Origin of the sequence: Streptosporangium longisporum (assembly GCF_039534895.1) — a bacterium.
Classification (GTDB): domain Bacteria; phylum Actinomycetota; class Actinomycetes; order Streptosporangiales; family Streptosporangiaceae; genus Streptosporangium; species Streptosporangium longisporum.
In genome coordinates this window covers 787,373-809,904 of the sequence record NZ_BAAAWD010000015.1, presented here as the reverse complement: position 1 = coordinate 809,904, position 22,532 = coordinate 787,373, and the positions used below count along the sequence as shown (strand labels likewise).

General features: G+C 73.2%; 19 protein-coding genes. 9 read left to right on the top strand and 10 right to left on the bottom strand.

Translation table 11 applies throughout. The annotated features are described in order from the left end of the window. The first annotated feature begins 263 nt into the window (after positions 1-263). The 5 genes from ABD832_RS29865 (at position 264) to ABD832_RS29845 (ending at position 6,597) form a co-directional block, all read left to right on the top strand. Positions 264-1,646 carry a hypothetical protein gene (locus ABD832_RS29865; RefSeq protein ID WP_344901544.1) on the top strand — a complete coding sequence of 461 codons (1,383 nt, stop codon included), beginning with the start codon at positions 264-266 and terminating at the stop codon, positions 1,644-1,646. A 130-nt stretch (positions 1,647-1,776) separates the two neighbouring features. Continuing rightward, positions 1,777-3,087: an AAA family ATPase gene (locus ABD832_RS29860; protein WP_344901541.1), complete on the top strand. Its 1,311-nt coding sequence runs from the start codon at positions 1,777-1,779 to the stop codon at positions 3,085-3,087. Then, positions 3,084-4,325, top strand: coding sequence for a vWA domain-containing protein (locus tag ABD832_RS29855; protein WP_344901538.1), 1,242 nt, complete (start codon positions 3,084-3,086; stop codon positions 4,323-4,325). The genes ABD832_RS29860 and ABD832_RS29855 overlap by 4 nt, the downstream gene beginning before the upstream one ends. Before the next feature lie 379 nt (positions 4,326-4,704). Beyond that, a complete protein-coding gene (locus ABD832_RS29850) occupies positions 4,705-5,613 on the top strand; it encodes a peptidase inhibitor family I36 protein (RefSeq protein WP_344901535.1) in 909 nt (302 codons plus the stop codon). A gap of 33 nt (positions 5,614-5,646) precedes the next feature. Further along, entirely contained in the window at positions 5,647-6,597 is a 951-nt protein-coding gene (locus ABD832_RS29845; protein ID WP_344901532.1) for a SpoIID/LytB domain-containing protein, read from the top strand. Positions 6,598-6,672: 75 nt separating this feature from the next. On the opposite strand, the gene ABD832_RS29840 is transcribed toward ABD832_RS29845, so the two are convergent. Beyond that, positions 6,673-7,842, bottom strand: coding sequence for an NBR1-Ig-like domain-containing protein (locus ABD832_RS29840; protein WP_344901810.1), 1,170 nt, complete (start codon positions 7,840-7,842; stop codon positions 6,673-6,675). Between the two features lie 352 nt (positions 7,843-8,194). On the opposite strand from ABD832_RS29840, the gene ABD832_RS29835 reads away from it, so the two are divergent. Beyond that, positions 8,195-8,899 carry a hypothetical protein gene (locus ABD832_RS29835; protein ID WP_344901529.1) on the top strand — a complete coding sequence of 235 codons (705 nt, stop codon included), beginning with the start codon at positions 8,195-8,197 and terminating at the stop codon, positions 8,897-8,899. Between the two features lie 94 nt (positions 8,900-8,993). On the opposite strand, the gene ABD832_RS29830 is transcribed toward ABD832_RS29835, so the two are convergent. Further along, positions 8,994-11,666, bottom strand: coding sequence for a helix-turn-helix transcriptional regulator (locus ABD832_RS29830; RefSeq protein ID WP_344901526.1), 2,673 nt, complete (start codon positions 11,664-11,666; stop codon positions 8,994-8,996). Between the two features lie 457 nt (positions 11,667-12,123). Here ABD832_RS29830 and ABD832_RS29825 point away from each other — a divergent pair, with 457 nt between their 5' ends. Together ABD832_RS29825 and ABD832_RS29820 are read left to right on the top strand one after the other, a co-directional pair. After that, positions 12,124-13,080, top strand: coding sequence for a TIGR01777 family oxidoreductase (locus ABD832_RS29825; RefSeq protein WP_344901523.1), 957 nt, complete (start codon positions 12,124-12,126; stop codon positions 13,078-13,080). A 264-nt stretch (positions 13,081-13,344) separates the two neighbouring features. Next, the gene (locus ABD832_RS29820; protein ID WP_344901520.1) at positions 13,345-14,109 is read left to right on the top strand and encodes a VOC family protein; all 765 of its coding nucleotides are present in this window, start codon (positions 13,345-13,347) and stop codon (positions 14,107-14,109) included. 121 nt (positions 14,110-14,230) lie between these two features. On the opposite strand, the gene ABD832_RS29815 is transcribed toward ABD832_RS29820, so the two are convergent. The 3 genes from ABD832_RS29815 to ABD832_RS29805 all read right to left on the bottom strand — a co-directional run bounded on the left by ABD832_RS29815 (position 14,231) and on the right by ABD832_RS29805 (position 16,954). Continuing rightward, entirely contained in the window at positions 14,231-14,809 is a 579-nt protein-coding gene (locus tag ABD832_RS29815) for a hypothetical protein (protein ID WP_344901517.1), read from the bottom strand. Between the two features lie 154 nt (positions 14,810-14,963). Continuing rightward, the gene (locus ABD832_RS29810; protein ID WP_344901513.1) at positions 14,964-15,965 is read right to left on the bottom strand and encodes a TY-Chap domain-containing protein; all 1,002 of its coding nucleotides are present in this window, start codon (positions 15,963-15,965) and stop codon (positions 14,964-14,966) included. Positions 15,966-15,967: 2 nt separating this feature from the next. Continuing rightward, a complete protein-coding gene (locus tag ABD832_RS29805) occupies positions 15,968-16,954 on the bottom strand; it encodes a TY-Chap domain-containing protein (protein ID WP_344901510.1) in 987 nt (328 codons plus the stop codon). 221 nt (positions 16,955-17,175) lie between these two features. Here ABD832_RS29805 and ABD832_RS29800 point away from each other — a divergent pair, with 221 nt between their 5' ends. After that, on the top strand, positions 17,176-17,889 hold the full coding sequence (locus ABD832_RS29800) for a hypothetical protein (protein WP_344901507.1): 714 nt from the start codon (positions 17,176-17,178) through the stop codon (positions 17,887-17,889). 126 nt (positions 17,890-18,015) lie between these two features. On the opposite strand, the gene ABD832_RS29795 is transcribed toward ABD832_RS29800, so the two are convergent. From ABD832_RS29795 to ABD832_RS29775, 5 genes are all read right to left on the bottom strand, one after another. Further along, entirely contained in the window at positions 18,016-18,951 is a 936-nt protein-coding gene (locus ABD832_RS29795) for an ABC transporter (RefSeq protein WP_344901504.1), read from the bottom strand. Continuing rightward, entirely contained in the window at positions 18,948-19,808 is an 861-nt protein-coding gene (locus ABD832_RS29790; RefSeq protein WP_344901501.1) for an ABC transporter permease, read from the bottom strand. The genes ABD832_RS29795 and ABD832_RS29790 overlap by 4 nt, the downstream gene beginning before the upstream one ends. After that, entirely contained in the window at positions 19,805-20,518 is a 714-nt protein-coding gene (locus ABD832_RS29785) for an ABC transporter ATP-binding protein (protein WP_344901498.1), read from the bottom strand. Before ABD832_RS29785 ends, ABD832_RS29790 begins: the two co-directional genes overlap by 4 nt. A 134-nt stretch (positions 20,519-20,652) precedes the next feature. Continuing rightward, positions 20,653-21,348: a response regulator gene (locus ABD832_RS29780; protein ID WP_344901495.1), complete on the bottom strand. Its 696-nt coding sequence runs from the start codon at positions 21,346-21,348 to the stop codon at positions 20,653-20,655. Beyond that, entirely contained in the window at positions 21,345-22,526 is a 1,182-nt protein-coding gene (locus tag ABD832_RS29775) for a sensor histidine kinase (protein WP_344901492.1), read from the bottom strand. Before ABD832_RS29775 ends, ABD832_RS29780 begins: the two co-directional genes overlap by 4 nt. Between the last annotated feature and the right edge of the window lie 6 nt (positions 22,527-22,532).

Here is a 22,532-nt window from a genome sequence, read left to right as displayed (position 1 = left end):
GGGCCACGATGACGGTCCCGGGGCATCGCCGGCCTCGGCCTGCGTCAGCGGGACGTGCAGGCGGCACGGCTTCCTCGTACAGGTCGGCAGGCCGGTGTGACGAGCCCGCGGTGAGCGCGGGCTCGTGCTCGATGAAGGTGATCGCGGGACCGTCGCGGGCGGCGTCCCGTGCATGGCGGATCCGATGCGGGACGTTGTACGCTGATCACGATGAACACCTACCTCAGCAGAATGGGGGTCCCGTTCCGTCAAGGTGAGTGCTGATGCGCTCCTTGACCGTGAACGAGGATTCCCGGCTCTCCCTCTGGCTGCATGTGCGCGAGTTCGCCGTGCCGCCCCCCATGATCGAGTCTGCGACCGCCCGTCGTACCGCCGGGGACTGGGCTGGGGCGTGTGCCGCGGCACACGTCGACGTCGATCTCGACCTGCGCTCCGCGGCTCGTGCCCACGGCAGGGAGCTCGCGGCCCGCGTCCGCGCCGACCTCCGTCATCTGGCTCCCGACCTGCTGCGCTGGCACATGCCGAGGATCGCCCCCGACGGCCTGCTACGCCCGGGCCTGACCGTCTCTCTCGCCCGGTACCACCCGGCGTCGCACGGGGGAGGTGGCACGGTGCACCTCGTGGTCCGGACCCCACCGGCCTGGGCGGACGCCGGTCAGCGGATCGGCCTGGCCCTGTGGGACGGGTCCCGGTCCGGGGTCGGCGCGCATCCGCATCCCCGTCCGCACCGGTGCTTCCGCCTCGACCTGCACCGCCACCTGTGGGACGCCCGCAGGGCCGGTGAGCTGCGGGCCCGTTCCGGCGCGGACCGGCCTTCCGACGACGGCCGTCCCGTTCCGGACCCGGACGTACCGCCGGAGCGCGGCTGCGCCGTGGACCGGTGGGCGGCCGAGGCGCGGATCCTCCTCCGCGAGGAGGGGCGGGCGGGCGGTGCCGTCGTCGTGCGCCTCGGGGGGCGGCGCCGGCTGGTGCTGGAACCGGAGACCGACGGCACACCCGGGCTCCCGGCGATGCGGATCACCACGGCCCCCGCGAGGGGTGGCGGGCCCGCGCTGCCGGTGCTGCCCGACGCGGCGACATGGGTGCTCCCCGACCTGGCGCTGCTCCGCGCCGGCCTGATCGAGGCCGACCGGCTGCACCCGCTCGTCGCGTCGGCGCTCGTGCCGGGCCGTTCCCCGTCGGACGCTCCTCGGGTGCCCGGCGGCGGAACCGGGCAACGGCTGGTCGAGTGCCGTGGCGCCCGGCACCGGATCGGTCTCGTGAACGGCGTGCTCGTCGCGCTGGACCACGATCCGGCGGAGATCCACCGCGAGAAGCTGCTGGCCGCGCTGACCGGCACCCCGCTGCCCTGCCTGCGGGTGATCGACGAGGAGCACCGCGACCCGGAGTGCCTCGCCGACGTCCGTGCGCGCCTGGACCACGGCGACGCCACCGGTGCTCTGACCGCCGTCGAGGATCTCCTCGGCTCCGGCGCGCCGCTGCCCGAGGGCACCCTGCGGGACGAGCTGGAGACGGCGGTACTGCGGCGGATCGCGTACGGCCTGTTCCGGACCGGACTGGCCGGGGTCGGCCAAGGCCCGGCACCCCGGCCCGACCGCCGTCCCAGCGGCAGCCGCGCACGTCCGCGTCACACGATGTTCCGCTGATCCGCGGGTTCCGTCCTCCCTCGCGTCCCGTGACCGCGTTTCCGCCGATCCGCAGGTCGTCCTCCTCGCGTCCTCCCACCGCGTTCCCGTCCCGGCCCGCCCCGCTCGACCAGACCTCGAAGGTGATCTCATGCCCGCATCCGTCCTGCCCGCATCTCCGGCCACCGTCCCCCTGCCCGCGTCTGCGGACCTCCCGACCCCGCCCGCCCCCGCCGCCACGTCCTGCGACCCGGGTCACGCCTCCAGGCTGGACGTCGCCGCCGACCTGCTCGCCCTGCTCCACGACACGGCCACGGAGCCGCGCGCCGACACGCAGCTGGAGGCGCTGACCCTGGCCGTGGCGGCCGACCTGCCGGTGCTGCTGTGGGGAGAACCGGGGATCGGCAAGACCGCCGCCCTGGAGCAGCTCGCCGTGGCCCTCGACCTGCCGCTGACCACGGTGATCGCCAGCGTGCACGAACCGTCCGACTTCTCGGGTCTGCCGGTGGTCGGTGACGACCCCGCGGTACAGGGTGTCCCGATGGCCCCGCCGGACTGGGCCGTACGCCTGGCCCGGACGGGCCGGGGACTGCTCTTCCTGGACGAGCTGTCCACGGCGCCGCCCGCCGTCCAGGCCGCCCTGCTCCGCCTGGTGCTGGAGCGGCGGGTCGGCGCCCTGCGGCTGCCGCCCGGGGTCCGGATCGTGGCGGCCGCCAATCCGCGCTCCTCCGCGGCCGACGGCTGGGAGCTGAGCGCGCCCCTGGCCAACCGGTTCGTCCACCTGCGGTGGGTTCACGACCACGACGTCGTGGTACGCGGCCTCGGCGGGACCTGGCCGCGGGCATCGCTGCCACGGCTCGACCCGGAACACCTTCCGGAGGCCGTGACGTTCGCCCGGCGCGCGGTGTGCGGGCTTCTGGCCGCCCGCCCCGCCCTCGTGCACCGGTTGCCGGGCGACGAGACCCGCCGGGGCGGCCCGTGGCCCTCGCCCCGCAGCTGGGAGATGGCACTGCGCCTGACGGCCTTCGCTACCGCGGCGAACACGTCCCGGGAGGTGCTGTCCATGCTGGTCCGGGGCACCGTGGGGGACGGGCCCGGGCTGGAACTGCTGGCCGGCCTGGACCGGATGGACCTTCCCGACCCCGAGACGCTGCTGGCCGACCCGTCGGCCGCCGACCTGCCGGAGCGGGGCGACCTGCGCCAGGCCGTGCTCGACGGCGTGGTGGAGGCGGTCCGGAAGCGGCCGGAGAGGGACCGCTGGGACGCGGCGTGGGCACTGCTGGCCCGGGCGCTGGAGACCGGAGCCCCGGACCTGGTGGTCGTACCCGCGTCGACCCTCGCCGCGCTGCGCCGCGAGGACTGGGACGTCCCGGCGTCGATCGAGAGGCTCGCCGGGGTGGTGTCCCTGGGCGGGAGGGCGGACAGGGCCGCGGCGCGGATCGCCGCGGGGCCGAAGCGATGACGCCCGGCGCGGTGGGGGACCTGGACGTCGAGAAGCTCTTCGCCGCCCGGCTGCTCGCCGCCCGGGCCCGGCCCTACCTGGCGACGGCGCTGTTCGCGCTCCACGTGGTGGAGTCACGACGCGTGCCGACGATGGCCGTGGACCGGCACTGGCGATGCTACGTCTCGCCGGTGTTCGTCGGCCGGGCCCCGGTGGAGGAGCTGGCGGCGGTGTGGGTCCACGAGGTCTCCCACCTGCTGCGCGACCACCACGGGCGGAGCGACCGGGTCGCGGCCGAGCGGGAACTGACCGGGCCGGGAGAGCGGCTGCGGATGAACATCGCCGCGGACTTCGAGATCAACGACGACGCGTTCGGGGACGGGCTGGCCCGGCCCGGGGACGCCGTCGAACCGAAAGCCTTCGGACTGCCCGAGGGGGAGCTCATGGAGGACTACCTGCGCCGGTTCCGGCTCGGGCCGTACACGCAGGAGCTGGTGTGGCTGGACTGCGGCAGCGGCGCAGACGGGCTGGAACGGGAGTGGGAGCTCGGACCGGACGGCGCGAACGGGCTCAGCCCGCAGGAGAGGGACGCGGTCCGGTTCCGGGTGGCGGAGGGCATCAACGCCCGCCCCGGGAACACCCCGAGGGGGTGGCGGCGGTGGGCGGAGGAGGCGTTCCACCCGCCACAGCCGTGGCGGGAACTGCTCGGCGCGGCGGTCCGCTCGGCGGCCTCCGGCCCGGGCGCGGGGGAGGACTACGTCTACGGCCGGCCGTCGCGGCGGTCCGCCTGCCTGCCCGGCGTCGTCCTGCCGAGCCTGCGGCGCAGACCGCCCCGGGTCTCGGTGGTCATCGACACGTCGGGGTCGGTCAGCGACGCCGAACTGGGCAGCGCGCTTCTCGAGGTCGCCGCGATCGTCCGGGCCGTGGGCGGCCGGCGCGACCTGGTCAGGGTGCTGTCGTGCGACGCGGCGGCCCAGGTCGTGGGCCCGCTGTGCCGCGCCGAGGGAATCTGTCTGGTGGGCGGTGGCGGGACGGACCTGCGGACGGGGTTCGCCGCGGCACTGCGCGCGAGACCGCGGCCGGACGTCGTCGTGGTCCTGACCGACGGCCAGACCCCCTGGCCGGACGAGCGGCCCCCCTGCCGGACGGTGGTGGGGCTGTTCCGCGGGAGGGACCTGTCCGGGTCGTGGGACGAGGACGATCCCGACCACGTGCCGGACGTACCGCCCGAATGGGCGCGGGTGGTCGTCATCGGCTAGCCGTCCCGTCCGTCCGGCCACCGGACGCGGAGTGGGACGTGTACCGGCAGAGGCCGGTCGGCGGTCCCGGCATGTCCCGGGGCATGCGTCCCGCTCGCCGTCGGATCGCCTGTCAGGCGGCGTGTACGCCTGTACGGGCCCCCGTCGAACAGGCTGACAACACGATCTTCTTGTGGACAGGGGGTGCGATCCGGAACCGTGGACCCCGCCGCGGGAGCCGGACTGGTGACCGTCACCCGGGCCGGAACGGGCTCGCCGGCCGTGGCCCGGACGACGGCCCCGAGGTGACCGGCCGCACCCGAAAGGAGCATCGGCGTCGCCGACTCTCCGGGACCCGGACCGCACAGACACCAGACCGCACGGACACAGGGAGAACACCATGAGAACGCGCAACAGGATCCTCACCGCGGTGGCCGCCGCGGTGGTGCTCGGCGGGACGGCGATGACCACCGTTCCGTCGGCTTCGGCGGCCGGTCGTAACGGTGTGTGCGAGGCCGGTGAGTTCTGCTACTACTTCAACAGCAACAACCAGGGATCGGTCTCGGACTTTCCCGGATCGGTCGGTGACTACGGCACCAGGCAGCCCTCCTGCTTCGACTACAAGGGGCCGGGCAACGGCAAGGGCAAGTGCGTCAAGAACGCCGCCGCCTCGGTGTGGAACCGCACCCCCGCCACCGTCCGTGTCCATTTCAACAGCAACTACGCCGGCAGCGTCCACCAGGACTTCCCAGCCGGGGCCCGAGGCAACCTCAAACCGGGCCTGAAGAACCAGAACGCCTCCCACCGCCTCCTGAGCTCCGCACCGCCGCCGACCTCGACGCGCGTCGACATGACGTACGCCCTGTACAAGGCCGGTGGTGGCCGCATCAGCTGTGGCTTCGACGGTTACCGGAACACGAAGGGCAAGCACGAGGGCATCGACTTCACCCGCAGGGTCGGCGCGCCCGTCCACGCCCTGGTGAGTGGTCAGGTCATCAACGTCGCGCGCGGAGGCAACGGCCGCTCGGGGCTCTCCACGATCGCCGTCTACAACGCCTCGTTGAAGAAGACGATCGTCTACCTGCACGTCGCTCCGCAGTCGTCCCTGCGCGTGGGCCGGCAGATCGCGCGCGGCCAGCTCATCGGCACCGAGGCATGGCGCGGGGTGTCGTCCAGCGGAGCGGCCCACACCCACGTCGAGATGCGTCCCGGATGGCACAAGCGCGCCACCAGGAGCGTCGGCGACTACACGCTGCTCAACCCGAACCCGAACTCGTTCTGGGTCTCCCAGGGCTACAACCTCCGCTAGCGTACGCGGCCCGTGACGAGAAGGAAGGCGACCATGTCCCCACGAACCGCACGGCCGGTCCGGCGGCTCACCGCGGTGGCCGCCGCGGTGGTGCTCGGCGGGACGGCGATGACCACCGTTCCGTCGGCTTCGGCGGCCGGTCGTAACGGTGTGTGCGAGGCCGGTGAGTTCTGCTACTACTTCAACAGCAACAACCAGGGATCGGTCTCGGACTTTCCCGGATCGGTCGGTGACTACGGCACCAGGAAGCCCTCCTGCTTCGACTACAAGGGGCCGGGCAACGGCAAGGGCAAGTGCGTCAAGAACGCCGCCGCCTCGGTGTGGAACCGCACCCCCGCCACCGTTCGCGTCCACTTCAACAGCAACTACGCCGGCAGCGTCCACCAGGACTTCCCGGCCGGGGCCCGAGGCAACCTCAAACCGGGCCTGAAGAACCAGAACGCCTCCCACCGCCTCCTGAGCTCCGCACCGCCGACCGGGTGCAAGACCGACGGCACGCACGGCAGGCCGCCCACGACGATCCTTGTCTACCGCACCTCCCTCGACCGCGTGGACCGGGTGGCGTTCAAGACCTACATCAAGAACGTCCTGCCGAACGAGTGGCCGTCGTACTGGCCGAGGGAGTCCCTGAAGGCCGGGGCGATCGCCGTCAAGAACTTCGGCTGGTACTGGGCGTTGAGGTCGGCGAGCAAGACGCCAAGCGGCCGGTGCTACGACGTCGCCGACACCACGGCCAGCCAGGTGTACAGGCCGGGCTCGGCGACGGCGGCGACGAACGCCGCGGTGGACGCGACGTGGGGCACCCGGATGACGCGCGGCGGGAAGATCTTCAAGGCCCAGTACTGCTCCACGACGACGTCGTGCCGCCACTGGGTCACCGGTGACTGGATGTCGCAGAACGGCTCTCGCGACAAGGCCGGGGCGGGGTGGAGCTTCTCCAGGATCCTCAAGGCCTACTACAGGGGGATCGCCCTGACCCGCTGACCCCCGGACCGCTTGATCCCCGTGGGCCGTCCGCCCCTGGTTCCCCGCCGTGCGTCGCGCGGCGGGGGACAGGCGTCACTCGACGACGACCTGGAAGTTGAGCGGCCGGCCTCCGGGGAACGCGACCCGTCCCGAACCGTCCATCATCTTGAACCGCACGTAGCAGAAGCCCCGGTTCCCCGGCGCGGTGACGTCGGTCCGGACGTCGACCATCTTCCCGGGACGTGTGTCCTTGATCGGTACGTCCGAGGCGGTCCGGCACTGGTCGGGGTGCTGCGGGTCGAGGCGGTGCAGCGAGTACCCCTTCCACGGCACGGTCCCGGCGTTCTTGAGCCGCCACACCTTGGTCCTGGTCTGGCCGGGGTCGACGCGCGTGCAGTCGGGGAGCGTGATGTCCCCGATGAACACCGCCGAGTCCCCCTTGTGCGCGGGCGGGCCCCACGGCGGGTTGGTCGCGCGCACCGGGCAGTCGGCCGCCGACAACGAGGTCTTCGACGGGTCCGCGGACGGGCTCGGGCCGTGCCCGCCGGTCCCGGGGTCGCGGTCGACGACGGTCGTGATCAGGACCGCCGTCCCCATGCCGACGACCGCCGCCGCGAGCGCGGCCGCGGCCAGGTGGGCCGTCCGGAACCGCCCCCGGCCGCCCGGCGCGGGAGGGGCCGGCCGGACGTCGCCCGGACCCTCGCCGGGCGGTGACGGCGGTGCGGTCGGTACGGGCGCGGGTGCCGGGGGCTCACCGGCGAGCCGTGGCGCCTGCGACCCCACGGCGGTGCGCGCGGTACGACCTTCCTCGACGCCCGGAACGACGCCTGGAACGACGCCCGGAACGACGCCTGGAACGACGCCCGGAACGACGCCTGGAACGACGCCCGGAACGACGCCCGGAGGGACGCCTGGAGCGACGCCCGGAGCGGTGCCCGGGGCGGCGGCTGCGGGCTCACCGGGATCGGCCGCGGGGGTGTCCGCGCGGACCGCAGGATCTCCGGCGCCCGCCGATCTGACCGCGAGGTTCGCCCTCTCCCAGCGTTTGCGGTACGCGGCCGGGTCCGCCCCGCAGGCCCTGACGAACTCGACGGTGGTCTCCCAGCTCGGGAGCCGGTTGCCCTTCGTGGCCTCGTGCAATGTCGTGTGCGAGATAGCCCCCGACCTGCCGGACATTTCCCGGAAAGGTGGGTTGCCGACGGATTTGCGAAGTTCGCGCAGCGTCGCCGCGAAGTCCTCGATGGTCTCCGTCCGTACAGGCATGTCGTCCACCGGGTGAAGCTAACAGCGCCCGCGGTGTTTACTCAACCTCGAACCCGCGGTGGCGAGCGGAGTAAGGCGATCCGGTATCGGTAAGGCATACCTTGATGAACCGCCGTGAAGCCGTCACCGAATTTCGATGACGCCGATCCGGCGATCGTCCAGCCGGTCGGCGCATTCCGACGGAACGTGACGGCTCTTCGGTCGACTCGTCGTGAACCCACGGCCCGCCGGTCATGGCGAGTATGAGGAACGGCCCGCTCAGGAATGAGTATTCACTACTCTCCTTCCCGGATTTCCCGGCTGTCAGAGTTTCTCCTGCCGAAGGAAATCCATTTCGAAGGGGATGATGAGAATGAGGCTCCGTACCGTTTCCGCGGGACTCGCCGTCGCGGCCGTGGCGGTGATGGCAGCCGGGGGCCCGGTGAACGCCGCGGACGGTCCTTCCGAGGACGAGGTCAGGACCGCCGTTCAGCGCGCCGTCGCGGGCAAGGCCACCGCCGCGGACCTTGAGATCATCAAGAACGACCCGCAGCTGGCCCGTACGGTGCCGGTGTCGGTGAAGGTGGGGGACCCGGTCGTCACCCGGGTCGACCCGCCCCGGCGGCCCGCCGGCCGGGACTCCTCCGCGTCGCGCGCCGCGCTGCTGCTGTACGACCAGGTGTGCGTGAACACCGACGTCCCGCTGACGCTCACGTCCTGGGCGGGTACCACCATCTACACCTGGCACCATGCCTTCTCCTACTGCACGGCGAACCGGACCCCGGGCCGGGAGTCGAGCCGTGTCATCAGCGTGGGCCTGTACAACCGGGGCGACTACCTCACCGACAAGAGCTCCGTCGTCTACCCGCAGGGTCTGGCCACCGACGTGTTCAACGCCCCAGTGAACGGGGTGATCGGGACCAACACCACCGGGGTCGGCTCGCGTTTCTTCTCCCACATGGCGCGCTCGGTCAACCTCTGCTTCGCCCAGTTCGCCTGCTACGCCAGCAACCTGCCGCAGAGCAAACTGACCATCGGCCGGGACGGCGTCGCGGTGGAGTTCGCGTCCCCACTGTGAGAACACCCGTCGTATCCGAATGGAACAGGTCCCGGTGAGACCGGGTCCGTCGGCCCGCCCGTGCCCCGTGGCACGGGCGGGCCGGTCCTCCGGCTCACGCGTCCGCGCGGCCGAGACGGTCGGCCAGTTCCCGGCGGGCCGAGACGCCCAGCTTGGCGTAGACCCGCTGCAGGTGGTTGTCCACCGTCCTGACGGAGATGGTCAGCCTGGCCGCGATGTCCTTGCTGGCCATCCCCTCGGCCGCCAGGATCGCGATCTCCCTCTCCCTGGCCGTGAGCGGCACGGCCGCGCCGGCCGTCCGCAGCACGGGCGTCCGCGCACCCTCGCACAGGGCGGCGCTCGCGGCCGACCGCGTCGCGGCGGCCGAGGCCCGGCGGGGATCCCCAAAGCGGCGCCACAGCTCCGCCGCCGCGCTCGCCGCTTCCGCCGCGAGCAGGCTCGCCCCCATCCGGTCGAAGTCCCCGGCCACCGCCGACAGGCCGTCCGGATCGTCCGAGGCCAGCGCGGCCGCCAGCCGTGCCCGGGCGGCCGTGAAGGGTCCTCCGGTCCTCGCGAGCTCCGCCAGGCGCTCCGCCGCCCCGGCGGCGCCCCCGAGCCGCGCGAGGTCGGTCAGGAACACGGTCTCGGAGGAGAACTGGCCCCGCTCGCGGGCCTCGTCCGCCGCCGCCCTGAGCACCGTCCTGGCCTTCTCCTGTTCTCCACGCGCCACGTGCGTCCACGCCTCGCCGAGCCGTTCCTCGGGGACGTGCACCGGTACTGCGAGGCCGGCGTACTCGGCGAGGGCGGTCTCCGCCGCGCGCACGTCGCCCTGCAGCGCCGCGGCCGCGGCGAGCCCGGCGAGGGCGAGCGGACGGATGATCACCCCCTGGGGGCGGGTGTCGTGCACGATCTCCGCGTACCAGCGGCGTGCCGAGGCGGGACGCCCCGCCAGCCAGGCGTTGCGGGCGAGCGGGAAGAGCAGGAGCGTGCGCTGCCACCCGGTCGGCGCCCCGGCCGGGTCGGTGTAGGCACGCTCACCGGCGACGCGGGCCTCCTCCAGGCGTCCGCTCTCGGTCAGGGCCAGGACGAGGGCGGATCGCGCGGCCGCCTCCTGCGGGGACTGCCCCCTGCTCTCGTCCCGCGCCCTCGCGCACAGGGCCACGGCCCGTTCGGCCCACCGCACCGCCTCCTCTCCCCGCCCCAGGAAGGACAGCGTGCTGGCCCTCGTCGCGGCGGCGGCCGTCCACGCCGCCGCGCCCGCGACGTCGTCCACCGGCGGTTCCTCGTCCGGCATCGAGTCGAGCAGGCGGAGGCTCTCGGCGTGGTGGCCCAGGTTGGAGAGGATGTTGGCCTCGTTCACCCGCAGCGCCCACAGGGCGGCGGGGCTCGTGACACGGTCGCGCGCGGCGTCGTTCGCGGCGACGGCCTCCTCGCGGGAGGCGCCACGGCACCACATGAGGTTGTGCGTGCGTGCCAGTGCCACCGACAGCGCGCGGCTCTCCGTGGTGGCCCGCCCGTCCGCCCTGTGCAGCACGTCCTCGGCCTCCTGCGGCCGTCCCGCCTCCGACAGGGTACGGCCGAGCAGGAGCAGCGCCGGGAAGGTGAGGCCCTCCTCGGGGATCGCCCGGAGGAAGACGAGCGCGCGGGCGTGGTCGCCGCCGTACGCGGCGAGCCGGGCGGCCTGGAGCAGCAGGGCCGGATCGGCGGTGCCGGTACCGTCGAGCCGGTAGGAGGCCAGGCGCATGGCGTCCTCCTTGCGGCGCGAGCCGGTCCGTTCCAGCCTGTCCGCCCGCTCGCGCAGGATCTTCTGGCGGCGTAGCTCGGTGATGTCCGCGGGCAGCACCTCCTCGTAGAGGGGATGCGCCAGGCGGGCGTACGTGCGCCGACCCTCCCGCACGACGGTGACGAGTCCGGCCCGCTCCAGCTCGTCCAGGATGCCGGTGCCGGGGTCGTGTTCCAGGTCGGCGACGGACACCGGGCCGCACAGCGCGAGGACGTCGAGGAGGCGGCGGCCGCACGGGGGCACCGCCGCGAGCCGGTGGCGGATCAGGTCCGTGAGACGCCGGGTGACCGGAAGGGACTCGGCGGCCGACAGCCGCCAGATCTCCCCGTCGTTCGCCAGCCTGCCCTCGGCCAGCGCGCCGCGTACCAGTTCGCCCAGGTAGAGCGGGTTGCCCCCGCTCGCGGCGTGCAGTCGGTCGACGGTCTCGCGGTGGACGTGCCCGGCCAGGGTGCGCCGGAGGAGCTCGTTCACCTCCGGCCAGGTCAGCGACCTGAGGTCGGCGTGATGGACGGCGTCGCCCCGCCCGAGCGTCACGACGCCCTCCTCGGACGAGGCGTCCGAGTGCACCGTGCCCACCAGGAAGACGGCGCCGGTCTCCATGAGCTGGCGCAGCAGCAGGGCCGAGGCGGAGTCGAGCAGGTGCAGGTCGTCGATGAGCAGCACGAGGCGGGCCGTCGCGGTGTAGGCCCGAGACATGAGCCGGACCGCGGTCGCGAAGCCCGCGACGGGATCCGACAGGTTCACCCCGTCCGGCAGCAGGTGGGCCATCGCCCCGAGCGGGATCCCGGCCGCCGCGGCGGTCGCGGTGGCGCGGCCCACGGTGTGCCCCCGCAGGCCGGCGACGGCGAGGCACTCCTCCGCCAGCCGTGTCTTGCCGACGCCGGGCTCACCGAAGATGAAGAAACCGTTGTAACCGGTTCCGTCGAGGACGTCCTCGAACGCCTTCAGCTCCGCGTCACGGCCCACCAGGGACCATCGTCTCGGCATCACCTCTGCCGTTGCCACCGCGAATGTCTCCTTTCATCGGACGAATGAGCGTGTCGTACGGGGCCGGCCGCGTCGGCGGGGCCGGAGACGTCTCATGATTGTCCGACGTCATCCAGGAGCAGGGTATAGAAAGAGAAAAAACGTGTTAAATACTCCCGTAAGCGGTCCGTTCTCGACCCGGATGTCAGGGTTCGGAACCCGGAGAAGATTATTCGGTCACGGGTCGTGAAGGTCGTCCGGAATACGGTTCCGGGCAGGGAAAAGGTGACCGTCGCTCATCATCGACCGGGTGAAGGTGCGACCTTTTCGATGCTATGCCGGGTATGTCGGAAACCGATGATTTTCGAGTCATCGGGGCGGCCTGCGTCCTCGTGTCGCGCCAAGGACTCCTCCGTCTCCGGTGTGAACGGCCACCCTCTTTTGAACGCGTTCAGTGCGCTGCCCTAGGCTGGTCCCACCGAGCCTGGGGGGTCCGATGAAGACAGTGATACCCGGAGGAAGCGGTCAGGTGGGTGCGATCCTGGACCGTGCGCTGACGGCCGCGGGGCATGACGTCGTGGTGCTGACCAGGCGGCCGGTACGGGAACGTGAGGCCAGCTGGGACGGGGAGACCCTCGGGCCCTGGGCGGAGGAGATCGACGGCAGCGACGTCGTGGTCAACCTGGCCGGTCGCAGCGTCGACTGCCGCTACACCCCCGCCAACCTGAAGGCCATGATGGACTCGCGCGTGCACTCCACCCGGGTCGTGGGCGAGGCGATCGCGGCCGCCGCGCGGCCGCCCCGGGTCTGGCTGCAGATGAGCACCGCCACCGTCTATGCCCACCGCTTCGACGCCCCCAACGACGAGGCGACCGGCGTGCTCGGCGGAACCGAACCCGGCGTCCCGCGCTACTGGGCCTACAGCGTCGAGATCGCGAAGGCGTGGGAGCGGGAGCAGGAGCGGGCCGAGACCCCGCACACGCGCAAGGTCGCGCTGCGCACCGCCATGGTGATGAGCCCCGACCGCGGCGGCGTCTTCGACGTCCTGTCGCGGATGGCGCGGCTCGGCCTCGGCGGCCCGATCGCGGGAGGCGCGCAGTACGTGTCCTGGATCCACGACCGTGACTTCGTCCGCGCCGTCGAGTTCCTGGCCGGCCGGGACGACCTCGCCGGGCCGGTGAACCTCGCCGCCCCCGAACCCCTGCCGCAGCGTGCGTTCATGCGCGCGCTGCGCGCCGCGTGGGGTGCCCGCATCGGCCTGCCCGCGACGAGGTGGATGGCGGAGATCGGCGCGTTCGCGCTGCGCTCGGACACCGAACTCCTGCTGAAGAGCCGCCGGGTCGTCCCCGGCCGCCTGCTCGAGGCGGGCTTCACCTTCGACCACCCCCGGTGGCCGCAGGCCGCCGGCGACCTCGTGCGGCGCGTACGCGGAGGGGACGGCGTCACCGGGTGAGCGTCCCGGCGCTCTCCTGGGCGGCCTCTTCTCCGTGCTCCGCCTGCCTTCTCCGTGCTCCGCACGGCGCGGTTCGACGGCCGGTGCGGGTCCGGGCCCCGGGTGCGGGTGATCGAAGAACTGTCGGTGGGGTCTGTCAGGCTGGCGGGCGATCGGTTCGACGATTCCGCCCCCGCGCACGGAGCCCCGGAAGCCCGGAAGTCCGGAAGTATGGCGATCCGCAGGACGGGTCACCGGCCCGTGCCCCCATCAAGGAAGAGGCCTATGCTCACCACCCGCTATGTCCCCGGCGCCCCCAACTGGATCGACCTGGGCACGCCCGACGTCGAGGCCGCCGCCGCCTTCTACGGTTCCCTGCTCGGCTGGAGCTTCCAGTCGGCCGGTCCGCAGGCGGGCGGCTACGGCTTCTTCGAGCTCGACGGCAAGGTCGTCGCCGCCGTCGGGCCGCTCACCCAGGAGGGGGCGGTCCCGGCGTGGACGCCGTACTTCCACACCGCCGACGCCGACGCCACGGCCAAGGCGGTCGAGCAGGGGGGCGGGACCGTGCGCATCGCGCCGGACGACGTCTTCGACAAGGGCAGGATGGCCGGGTTCACCGATCCCGGCGGTGCGGAGTTCGCCGTCTGGCAGCCGGGCACGATCACGGGCCTGGACCTCGTCACCGAGAACGGCTCCCTGGCCTGGCTGGAGCTGTACGTCCCCGAGCTGGATGCCGTCCGGCCCTTCTACCAGGCCGCCTTCGGCTGGAAGGTCCAGGACATCGCGTTCGGCGACATGCCGTACCTGCTGCTGTCGACCGCCGGTGACGACGGCCAGGACCTGGGAGGCGTCATGACCCTCGGGGAGGGGGACAGGCCGCACTGGCTGTCCTACTTCGAGGTGGCCGACTGTGACGCGTCCGTCGCCCGGGTGCGGGAGCTCGGCGGCGACGTTGTCGCACCCGCCGTGGACATCGAGGGCGTCGGACGTTTCGCCGTGCTCACCGACCCCCACGGCGCGCGCTTCGCCGTCATCGCCAGCGTCGGCTGACACGGGCGACGGAGACGACCACCCCGGCGGGGTCAGGCTCATGGGCTGACCGGCCCGGGTCCCGAACCGGTGCGGGGGTGCCCGGCCGCTCCACGTGAGGCGGCCGGGCCGCCGACCGTGGTCAGCCGGGGCAGGCGTCGCGGCAGGCGCCGAAGCGGCCTTCGTCCGGCCGGGTGAAGCCGGTCTCCGGCGTGTCCCGTAACGCCTCGGTCATCGTCTCCTTCCAGATCGGGCCGGGGATCGACGTCCCCTCCACCCGCTCGTAGTGCCGGCCGCCGACGGTGACGTCCTGCAGCGTGTGCTGGAACGCGCCGCGCGGGTCGCCGAGGCTGACGGCCGAGGCCAGGACGGGGGTGTAGCCGGCGTACCAGGCCGCGGTGTAGCCGTCGGACGTGCCCGGCATGCCCGCCGCCTCGCGGCCGACGCCCTGCGGCAGGCTCCCCGCCAGGGCGTCCGACAGCACCGCGGTGACCGCGTCGGCGACCGCCGGGTCCAGGACCTCCCGGCACCGCGGCGGGAAGGAACGCGGCGCCCCCGAGGCGTCGCGGATCTCCGTGATCACCGTCGGCTCGCAGAAGCGGCCGCGGGCGGCGAGAGTCGCGTAGGAGTTCGCCACCGAGACGGGGTCCGTCTCGTTGATGCCGAGCGTGAACGTCTCGAACTCCTGCAGCGGACGGCCGTCGGTACGCCGTCTTTTCATATCCCGGGCAATCGTTTCCGGGCCGGTGCGGGCCCGGGTCCTCAGTGCGGAGGATCACCGTCCGGGACGCCGGGCCCGGGAGCCGCCTTCCGGACGCCGCCGGTGAGGAGACGCCGGGGAGGAGGAGACGCCGCCGATGAGGGGGTGCTGCGGGTCAGGTCTTCTCGGGGCGAAGGCCCAGCTCCCCGGCGACGTACGCCACGGGCCCGAGGCCCCTGCCGTTGCGGAAGGTCCTGACGGTGATCTCCGAGGGGTCGTGGAAACCGAGCGCCCGCAGTGCCTCGACCGCCTGTGTGGCCGGCGGCCCGGCGTCCGCCCAGATGATCGGCGTGCCGAGCGTCCAGCCGATGTACGCCGGGGTGGCCGTTTCGGGCGTCCAGCCGATCTCGAACAGCCGCCGCTCGCGGTCGGTCCTGGGATCGCCCGGCTCCGGGAGCTCCGGCCCGCCGGGGTGGTGGTCGATCGCGCCGGTGCTCACCAGACCGTCCACACCCGTCATGAACTGGACCACGCCGTGGTCCTCGTTGCGCATGACCACGGCGCTCTCGGTGGGGAGGGTCAGCAGCACCCAGTCCAGGCGCCGTCGCAGGTCCTCCCAGCCGGTGCACAGGGCGGGAGCGCCGGTGGCCGTGGGCCGCTCGTCGCGATCACGCAACCGGTCCGGCACGTCGAGGGGGCCGTCCTCGCCCCACGACCGGCAGCGCAGCCGCTCCGGCGGCACGGCGAGCACGTCGCGCAACGCGCCGATGACGGCCTCACCACAACGGGCGAGGTGTTCCTTGTCGGGTTCGTACCATCCCCAGCGCAGGGACCAGGTGGGGCGGATCGGCGAGGTCCCGGTGGTCTCCGGTCTCCAGCCCAGCGCGTGAAGCCGCTCCCGCTGGACGTCGGAGAGCCCGCGCGCCTCGAAGATCTCCGCGTGGGCGTACTCCTCCATGAACAGGCTCAGCATGACGTACGTCCCGGTCGTCGAATCGCCCAGGCGCACGCGGTCACCCGCCGACTCGCAGTCGTCCAGGCAGGAGACGAGCCACGAGTGGGCGAACCGGCCCTGCTCACCGGTGTGGTACTCGACGACATGGGGTTCCGCGAGGACGTCCCAGATCGAATCCCCCGTGTCGTCGTCCCCACGAGGGGCCGTGGAAGGGTGGCCCACCGTCAGGGTTCCTCGGGACGGATGCCCAGCTCCCCGGCGACGTGCTTCACGTGCTCGTCGCCCATGCCGTTGCGGAAGGTCTTGACGGCCAGCTCCGAGGGGTCGTGGAAACCGAGCACCCGCAGTGCCTCGACCGCCTGCGTGGCCAGCGGCCCGATGTCCGCCCAGACGACCGGCCTGCCGATCGTCCAGCTGACCGATCTCGCGCCGGCCGTCTCGGGCGTCCAGCCGAGCTCGAACAGCCGCCGCTCGCGGTCGTTCCTCGGGGCGTCCCGATCCGGGAGCTCCCCCGACGCCGGCCGGTAGTCGAGCGCGCCGGTGTCCATGAAGCCGAGGCGATCGCTCATGAACTGCACCCCGCCGCGATCTCTGTCGGTCAGGATCACGGCGCTGTCGGTGGGGAGGGTCTGCAGCACCCAGTCCAGGCGCCGTCGCAGGTCCTCCCAGCCGGTGCACAGGGCGGGAGCGCCGGTGGCCGTGGGCCGCTCGTCGCGATCCCTGAAGCGGGACGGGGCGTCGAGGGGGCCGTCCTCGCCCCACGTCCAGCATCGCAGCCGCTCCGGCGGCACGGCGAGCACGTCGCGCAACGCGCCGATGACGGCCTCGGCGCGACCCATGAGGAACTCCACGTCCCTCTCGTACCAGGTCCAGCTGACGGTCCAGGTGGGACGGATCTGCGAGGTCCCGGTGGCCTCCAGTCTCCAGCCCAGCGCGTGAAGCCGCTCCCGCTGGACGTCGGAGAGCCCGCGCGCCTCGAAGATCTCCGCACAGACGTACCTGTCCATGAACTTGCTCAGTATGACGTACGTCCTGGTCGTCGGGTCGCCCAGGCGTATGCGGTCCCCCGGCACGTTGGAGCCGTCCAGGTACTGGACGATCCACGGGGGAGCCGCCCCGGCCTCACCGAAGTAGGGCTTCGCGAGGACGTCCCAGGTCGAACCCCGCGGGTCGTCGCCGCGGGGTTCGGAACCGTGAGTGTGCGCGTTCATTCGACACGTCCAACGGGCTCGTACGGGAAAGATTTTCCGCCCGATGCTACCGGCCGGGGTGGTACGCGCCGACCGGGCGGCATGGTGTGGAACCTCCGGGTCCGGCCGTATCGTGGAGCGCCGCGGCGCAGGTCGTGTGACGGCCGCCCGGCCGGGCGGGCACCGTGGCTGCGTGGCTGCGTGACTGGGTGACTGCGTGACTGCGTGAGGAGGAGGTTCCCGTGTCGGAGGGGCCGGTGGCCGTGGCCGCCCGGAACAACGCGGAATGGTGCGACCTCGTGTGCCGCAGTCACGGCCTGCCCGGTGAGTTCGGTCCGGGGTTCTGGGTGAACCGGCGTCATCGCCTGGCGTACTACCCGAGCCTGGTCACCCTGTCGCCGCGGACGAGCGCGGACGATGTCGTCGGCGCTCTCGGTGCTCTTGGCGCCCCCGTGCCGGGGACCGGGGTGAAGGACAGCTTCGCGACCCTCGACCTCGGCCCGGCCGGGTACGAGCCGTTGTTCGAGGCGACCTGGATCCATCGTCCGGCGGGACGCGACCGGCCCGCCGGAGGCTCCCTGAGCTGGGAGGAGGTCACCTCCGCGGACGAACTCGACGCCTGGAGGTCGGCCTGCGCGGACGAGGCCGCCGGGGTGTTCCTGCCGAGCCTGCTGGAGAGCCCGGAATGCAGGGTCGTCGCCGGTCGTCTCTGCGGGCGCGTCGTCGCGGGTGCGATGGTGAACCTGTCCGAGCGGGCCGTCGGGGTCTCCAACGTGTTCTGTGGCGAGCGGGACCCCGACGAGGTGTGGGGCGGCCTGCTGGACGCGGCGGCCCGGATCGCCCCCGACCGGCCGGTGGTGGGGTACGAGCGGGACGACGCGCTGCGCGCCGCGATCCGTAACGGCTGCCGGCCGATCGGGCCCCTGCGGGTGTGGGTCCTCCCTGCCGACGGGTGATGCCGGTACGGGAGACCTCGGCCCGTGGGAGGCGAGGTCGTCCCGGCCGGTACGGGAGATCGCGGCTTCCGGGAGGGCGGGATCGTCTCGGCTGTTACGGGAGGTTCCGGCTCCAGGTGGGGACCCTCAGACGTCCCGACGGGAGAAGGCCGTCCAGGAGGCCGCGGTGAGCAGGAGCGCCCAGGCGGTGAGGACGAGCAGCCCGCCGGTCCGGCCGAGGGAGGTGCCCGGGTCGTCCGCCGTGCCGAGGAGATCGAGGGCCGCCTCGTGGGGGAGGAGCCTCACCAGCTCCGGCAGGCCTCCCCGCAGCAGCGGCGAGATGAGGACCGGCGTGACGACGAGAACGGTCAGCGGGATGACGACGCTCCTCGTGACGACGGCGAGGCCATGGGCGATCAGGCCGAGCAGGAGATGGACGCCCAGGAGCGCCGCGAGGTCACGGGCCGCGGCACCGGCCCCGAGGTGCCCGCCGGTGACCTGCGGGACGTACCGGACGAGGTGGGCCGGAAGGATCGCGGGGACCGTCGCGAGCAGGACGGCCACCGTGGTCGCGGCGAGCCGGGCGGCCTGGAGCTGGTTCCGGCCGGGGACGGCGGCGAGGCTGACGCGGATCTGCCCGGTGCGGTACTCGCCGCCCGCCGCGTGGACGGCGATCGCGATGAGGACGTAGGCCGGGGACAGCATGAGCGTGCCCAGCCGCTCGATCGCGACCGGCCCGTCCTGACCGGTGATCCGCACGGCGTCCGTGGTGGCCAGGACGGCGAGGGCGAGGTTCGCGGCCGACGCGAGGGCCAGGGCGATCCAGGTGGCGGGCAGGGTACGGATCTTGAGGAGCTCCGAGGCCAGGACGTCGCCGAACCGTGGGGCGCGGGCGGTTCGCGACGCCTCACCGGACCGGAGGAGCGCGCCGGGCCTTCCAGGATCACCGGGCCTTCCAGGATCACCGGGCCTTCCAGGATCACCGGGATCACCGGGATCACCGGACCTTCCGGACCCGGCGGGCCCGCCGGGTCTTCCGGGATCGCCGGGCCCGTCGGTCCTGACGGTCTTCCCGGTGCTCATCGCGCGTCCCTCCTGCCGAGGGTGATCCCGGCGATGAGCGTGGTCGCCAGGGCCCAGCCGACGAGCACGAGCAGGCCGTGTACCGGGCCGGCGCTGAGGTGGTTCGCCCCGGCGTCCAGCAGCAGGTTCCGCCCGGCGCCGGCCGGCAGGAACGCGTCCAGGCCGGGCCCGGTGCGGGCCGGTGACCGCATCATGGTGAGGGCGAGCAGGACGACGGTGACGGCGATGCCGATCAGGGTGCTCCGGGCGATGACGGTGATCGCGAAACCCGTCAGCGAGAACAGCACCGCGAAGACGACGAACCTCCCCTGGCCGAGGAACGCGTCGCCGGTCAGGAGCAGCCCCGGGTTCCAGTCCCTGACGGCGGCGTACGTGAACGCGGTGCTGATCCCCGCGATCAGGACCGCCACGACGAGCAGGTACGCGGTGGTCGCGAGGACCTTCGCGGCCAGCAGCCGGCCCCTGCGCGGGACCGCGAGCACGCTCAGCCCGAGCTGGTGCGAGCGGAACTCCTGCCCGGCGATCACAGCGGCGGGGATCGGCAGGAACACGCCGATCTGCAGGGAGGACGCGACGAGCATGTCGAGGACCGCCACGGTCGCCGCCTGGGGCTCGCCGATGAAGATCTCGATGATGCCGTCCGGGGTGATGTTCGCCACCGCCTCGGCGTAGAGCCCGGCCGAGGCGGACATGACCAGCACGTCGAGGGCGAGGATGATCCCGGTGACGATCCACACGCCCGGCAGGGTCAGGATCTTGGACAGCTCCGCCCGGGTCGCGTGCAGCACGGCGCCCGTCGTCCCGGTCCGGGACGACCGGCCGGTGGGTGCGGGGGACGTCCGCGGCACGGCGCTCACCGTCCCGGTCCCGGACGGTCGCCGGTGAGCGCGAAGAACGCCGCCTCCAGCGACGGGTGCCCCGCGGTGACCTCGGCGACGGGTCCCTGGGCGACGACGCGGCCGTGGTCGATGACGACCACGTCGTCGGCGGTGCCGGCCATCTCCGCCATCAGGTGGCTGGACAGCAGCACGGTACGGCCGGACGCGGCGTGGTCGCGCAGGAGGGTGCGGATCCAGCGGATCCCCTCCGGGTCCAGCCCGTTCGCGGGCTCGTCGAGGACGAGGATCTCCGGGTCGCCGAGCAGCGCCACGGCGATGCCGAGCCGCTGCCCCATCCCCAGCGAGTACTTCCTCACCCGCTGCCGGGCGACGTCGGCCAGGCCCACCACGTCCAGCACCTCACCGACCCTGCGCGGGGGTATCCCGTTGGACCGGGCGACCCAGGCGAGGTGGTCGACGGCCCGGCGTTCGGGCACCGGGCCCGCCCCGTCGAGCAGCGCCCCGACGGTGCGCAGCGGGCGGTCCAGGTCGCGGTACCGCTTCCCGTTGATCGACGCGGTGCCGCTCGTCGCCGCGTCCAGTCCCAGCAGGATGCGCAGCGTGCTGGACTTGCCGGCTCCGTTCGGGCCGAGAAAGCCGGTGACCCGGCCGGGACGCGCGGTGAAGCCGACGTCGTCGACGGCCACCTTGTCCCCGTACCGCTTGCTGAGCCGAACAACCTCGATCATCGCCTGCCTCGCCGTTTCGCCGTCTCGTCGGATGGACGGCTTCAGCCTGCTGCGCGAGGGCCCCGGCCCGCGTCACCCGAAAGTAGACACCTGCCGGACCGGCACCGGCGGGACCGCTCCCGGCGGTGTGCGGGTCACCCGCTCCGCGGCTCGTGCAGCAGCCCCGCCTCGTGGGCGAGCACGGCCAGGTGCGTGCGGTCGTTCACGCCGAGCTTGGCGAACATGCGCCGCAGGTACGTGCGGACCGTCTCCACGCTCAGGAACAGCTCGTCGGCGATCTGCTGGTTCGTGTACCCGCGCGCGACGAACCGGATGACCTGCGTCTCCCGCTCGGAGAGCACCTGGCCGGCGAACGCGTGCCCGCGCTCGGGCCGGTGCGGCGCGAACCGCCGCAGGAGCCTCGCGGTGACCTCCGGGGCGAGGACGGCGTTGCCCGCCCGGACGGTACGGACCGCCTGGAGCACCTCCGGAGGGGACGCGTTCTTCAGCAGGAACCCCGACGCCCCGAGCGTCAGCGCCTCGTACACGTACTCGTCGAGGTCGAAGGTCGTCAGCATGATCACCCGGGTGCTCGTGTCCCGCAGGATGCGGCGCGCCGCCTCCAGACCGTCGGTGCCCGGCATCTGCACGTCGAGCAGCGCCACCGCCGGTCTCAGCGCCCCGGCGAGCCTGGCCGCCTCGGCCCCGTCGGACGCCTCCCCGGCGACCCGGAACCCCGCGGTCCGGTCGAACAGCTTGCGGTACACGCCGCGGAAGCGCTCGTCGTCGTCGGCGAGCAGGACGCCGATCACCTCGTCCTCCGTCCCGGACCCGTCCGCCGGCCCGGTCACGAGGCGTCCCGCAGGGGCAGGCGCGCGGTGACCTCGAACCCGCCCTCCGGGTGGTTCCGCCAGGTCACGGTGCCGTTCACCAGGCGGGCCCGCTCCCGCATCCCCAGCAGCCCGAACCCGGAGCCCCCGTCCGGCCGGGCCCCCGGGCCGTGGTCGCGGACGCTCGCGACGATCACGTCGCCGTCCCGGTGGACGTCCACCGCGCATCCCGCGCCGCCCGCGTGCCGGACCACGTTGCTCAGCCCCTCCTGGACGATCCGCAGGACCACCGCGCCGATGGCGGGGTCGACGTGCCCGTCCACGTCGATCCGCGCGTCGACGCCCACCCCGGCGCCGCGCGTCGCGGCGACCACCGAGGGCAGCTGCGCGATCCCGGCGACCGTCTCCCGTGGTTCAGGGACCGGGACCGGGAGCATGTCACGAGCGCCCGCGTCCTCACGCCCGACCATGGCGGCGGGGGAGGAACGCAGCGTCCGTACGAGACCCTGCATCTCCTCCAGCGCGCTCCTGGCGTGCGCCTCGATGCCGGCCAGCGAGTCGCGCAGCTCCTGCTCACCCGCGTCCCGGAGGCCGCGCGTCACGCCCGCCTCCGCGCCGATCACCCCGAGCGCGTGGCCGACCACGTCGTGCACCTCGCGCGCCACCTCCAGCTGCACGCGGGCCCGCTCCGCCTCCCGGGCGGCCTCGATCCGCCCGGCGACGGTCGCGCCGAGCAGCCAGGCGACGCTCAGCGCGGCCACGGAGAGGAGCAGCCGCTGCCCGGCGCCGCTCACGCCCTCCTCCGGGACACCGGTCACCGCCGTCAGCGCCGCGACGGCTCCGGCCAGGACGAGGACGAACGCGCGGGTACGGGAGGCGCGGGCGATCGCGAGGGAGTACAGGCACCAGGCCGTGGCGAGCATGGGGTCCTGGCACACTCCCAGGGCCGCTCCCGCGACGGTGGCGATCCCGGCGGCCGCCGTCGCCGGGACCGGCAGGCGCCGCCGGAGGATCATCGCCGCGCCCGCGACCGAGGCCAGCACCAGCCCGGCCACCAGGCGCGGCGGGTCCGCGGCCCCGAGCGCGGGCGGCACCCAGAACACCCCGACGACGCCGGCCGCGACCAGGGCGTCCGGGAACGGCCGCGTCCCGTCGTCGGAGCCGGTCACGACGCGGTCGGCGAGAGGGCGGGTCCGCATCACTGC

What these genes read in the sequence shown, in the direction of transcription:
- ABD832_RS29865 (WP_344901544.1), top strand. Translation starts at nt 264, where the DNA reads ATGCGCTCCTTGACCGTGAACGAGGATTCCCGGCTCTCCCTCTGGCTG.
- ABD832_RS29860 (WP_344901541.1), top strand. Translation starts at nt 1,777, where the DNA reads ATGCCCGCATCCGTCCTGCCCGCATCTCCGGCCACCGTCCCCCTGCCC.
- ABD832_RS29855 (WP_344901538.1), top strand. Translation starts at nt 3,084, where the DNA reads ATGACGCCCGGCGCGGTGGGGGACCTGGACGTCGAGAAGCTCTTCGCC.
- ABD832_RS29850 (WP_344901535.1), top strand. Translation starts at nt 4,705, where the DNA reads ATGAGAACGCGCAACAGGATCCTCACCGCGGTGGCCGCCGCGGTGGTG.
- ABD832_RS29845 (WP_344901532.1), top strand. Translation starts at nt 5,647, where the DNA reads ATGTCCCCACGAACCGCACGGCCGGTCCGGCGGCTCACCGCGGTGGCC.
- ABD832_RS29840 (WP_344901810.1), bottom strand. Translation starts at nt 7,842, where the DNA reads ATGCCTGTACGGACGGAGACCATCGAGGACTTCGCGGCGACGCTGCGC.
- ABD832_RS29835 (WP_344901529.1), top strand. Translation starts at nt 8,195, where the DNA reads ATGAGGCTCCGTACCGTTTCCGCGGGACTCGCCGTCGCGGCCGTGGCG.
- ABD832_RS29825 (WP_344901523.1), top strand. Translation starts at nt 12,124, where the DNA reads ATGAAGACAGTGATACCCGGAGGAAGCGGTCAGGTGGGTGCGATCCTG.
- ABD832_RS29820 (WP_344901520.1), top strand. Translation starts at nt 13,345, where the DNA reads ATGCTCACCACCCGCTATGTCCCCGGCGCCCCCAACTGGATCGACCTG.
- ABD832_RS29815 (WP_344901517.1), bottom strand. Translation starts at nt 14,809, where the DNA reads ATGAAAAGACGGCGTACCGACGGCCGTCCGCTGCAGGAGTTCGAGACG.
- ABD832_RS29805 (WP_344901510.1), bottom strand. Translation starts at nt 16,954, where the DNA reads ATGAACGCGCACACTCACGGTTCCGAACCCCGCGGCGACGACCCGCGG.
- ABD832_RS29795 (WP_344901504.1), bottom strand. Translation starts at nt 18,951, where the DNA reads ATGAGCACCGGGAAGACCGTCAGGACCGACGGGCCCGGCGATCCCGGA.
- ABD832_RS29785 (WP_344901498.1), bottom strand. Translation starts at nt 20,518, where the DNA reads ATGATCGAGGTTGTTCGGCTCAGCAAGCGGTACGGGGACAAGGTGGCC.
- ABD832_RS29775 (WP_344901492.1), bottom strand. Translation starts at nt 22,526, where the DNA reads ATGCGGACCCGCCCTCTCGCCGACCGCGTCGTGACCGGCTCCGACGAC.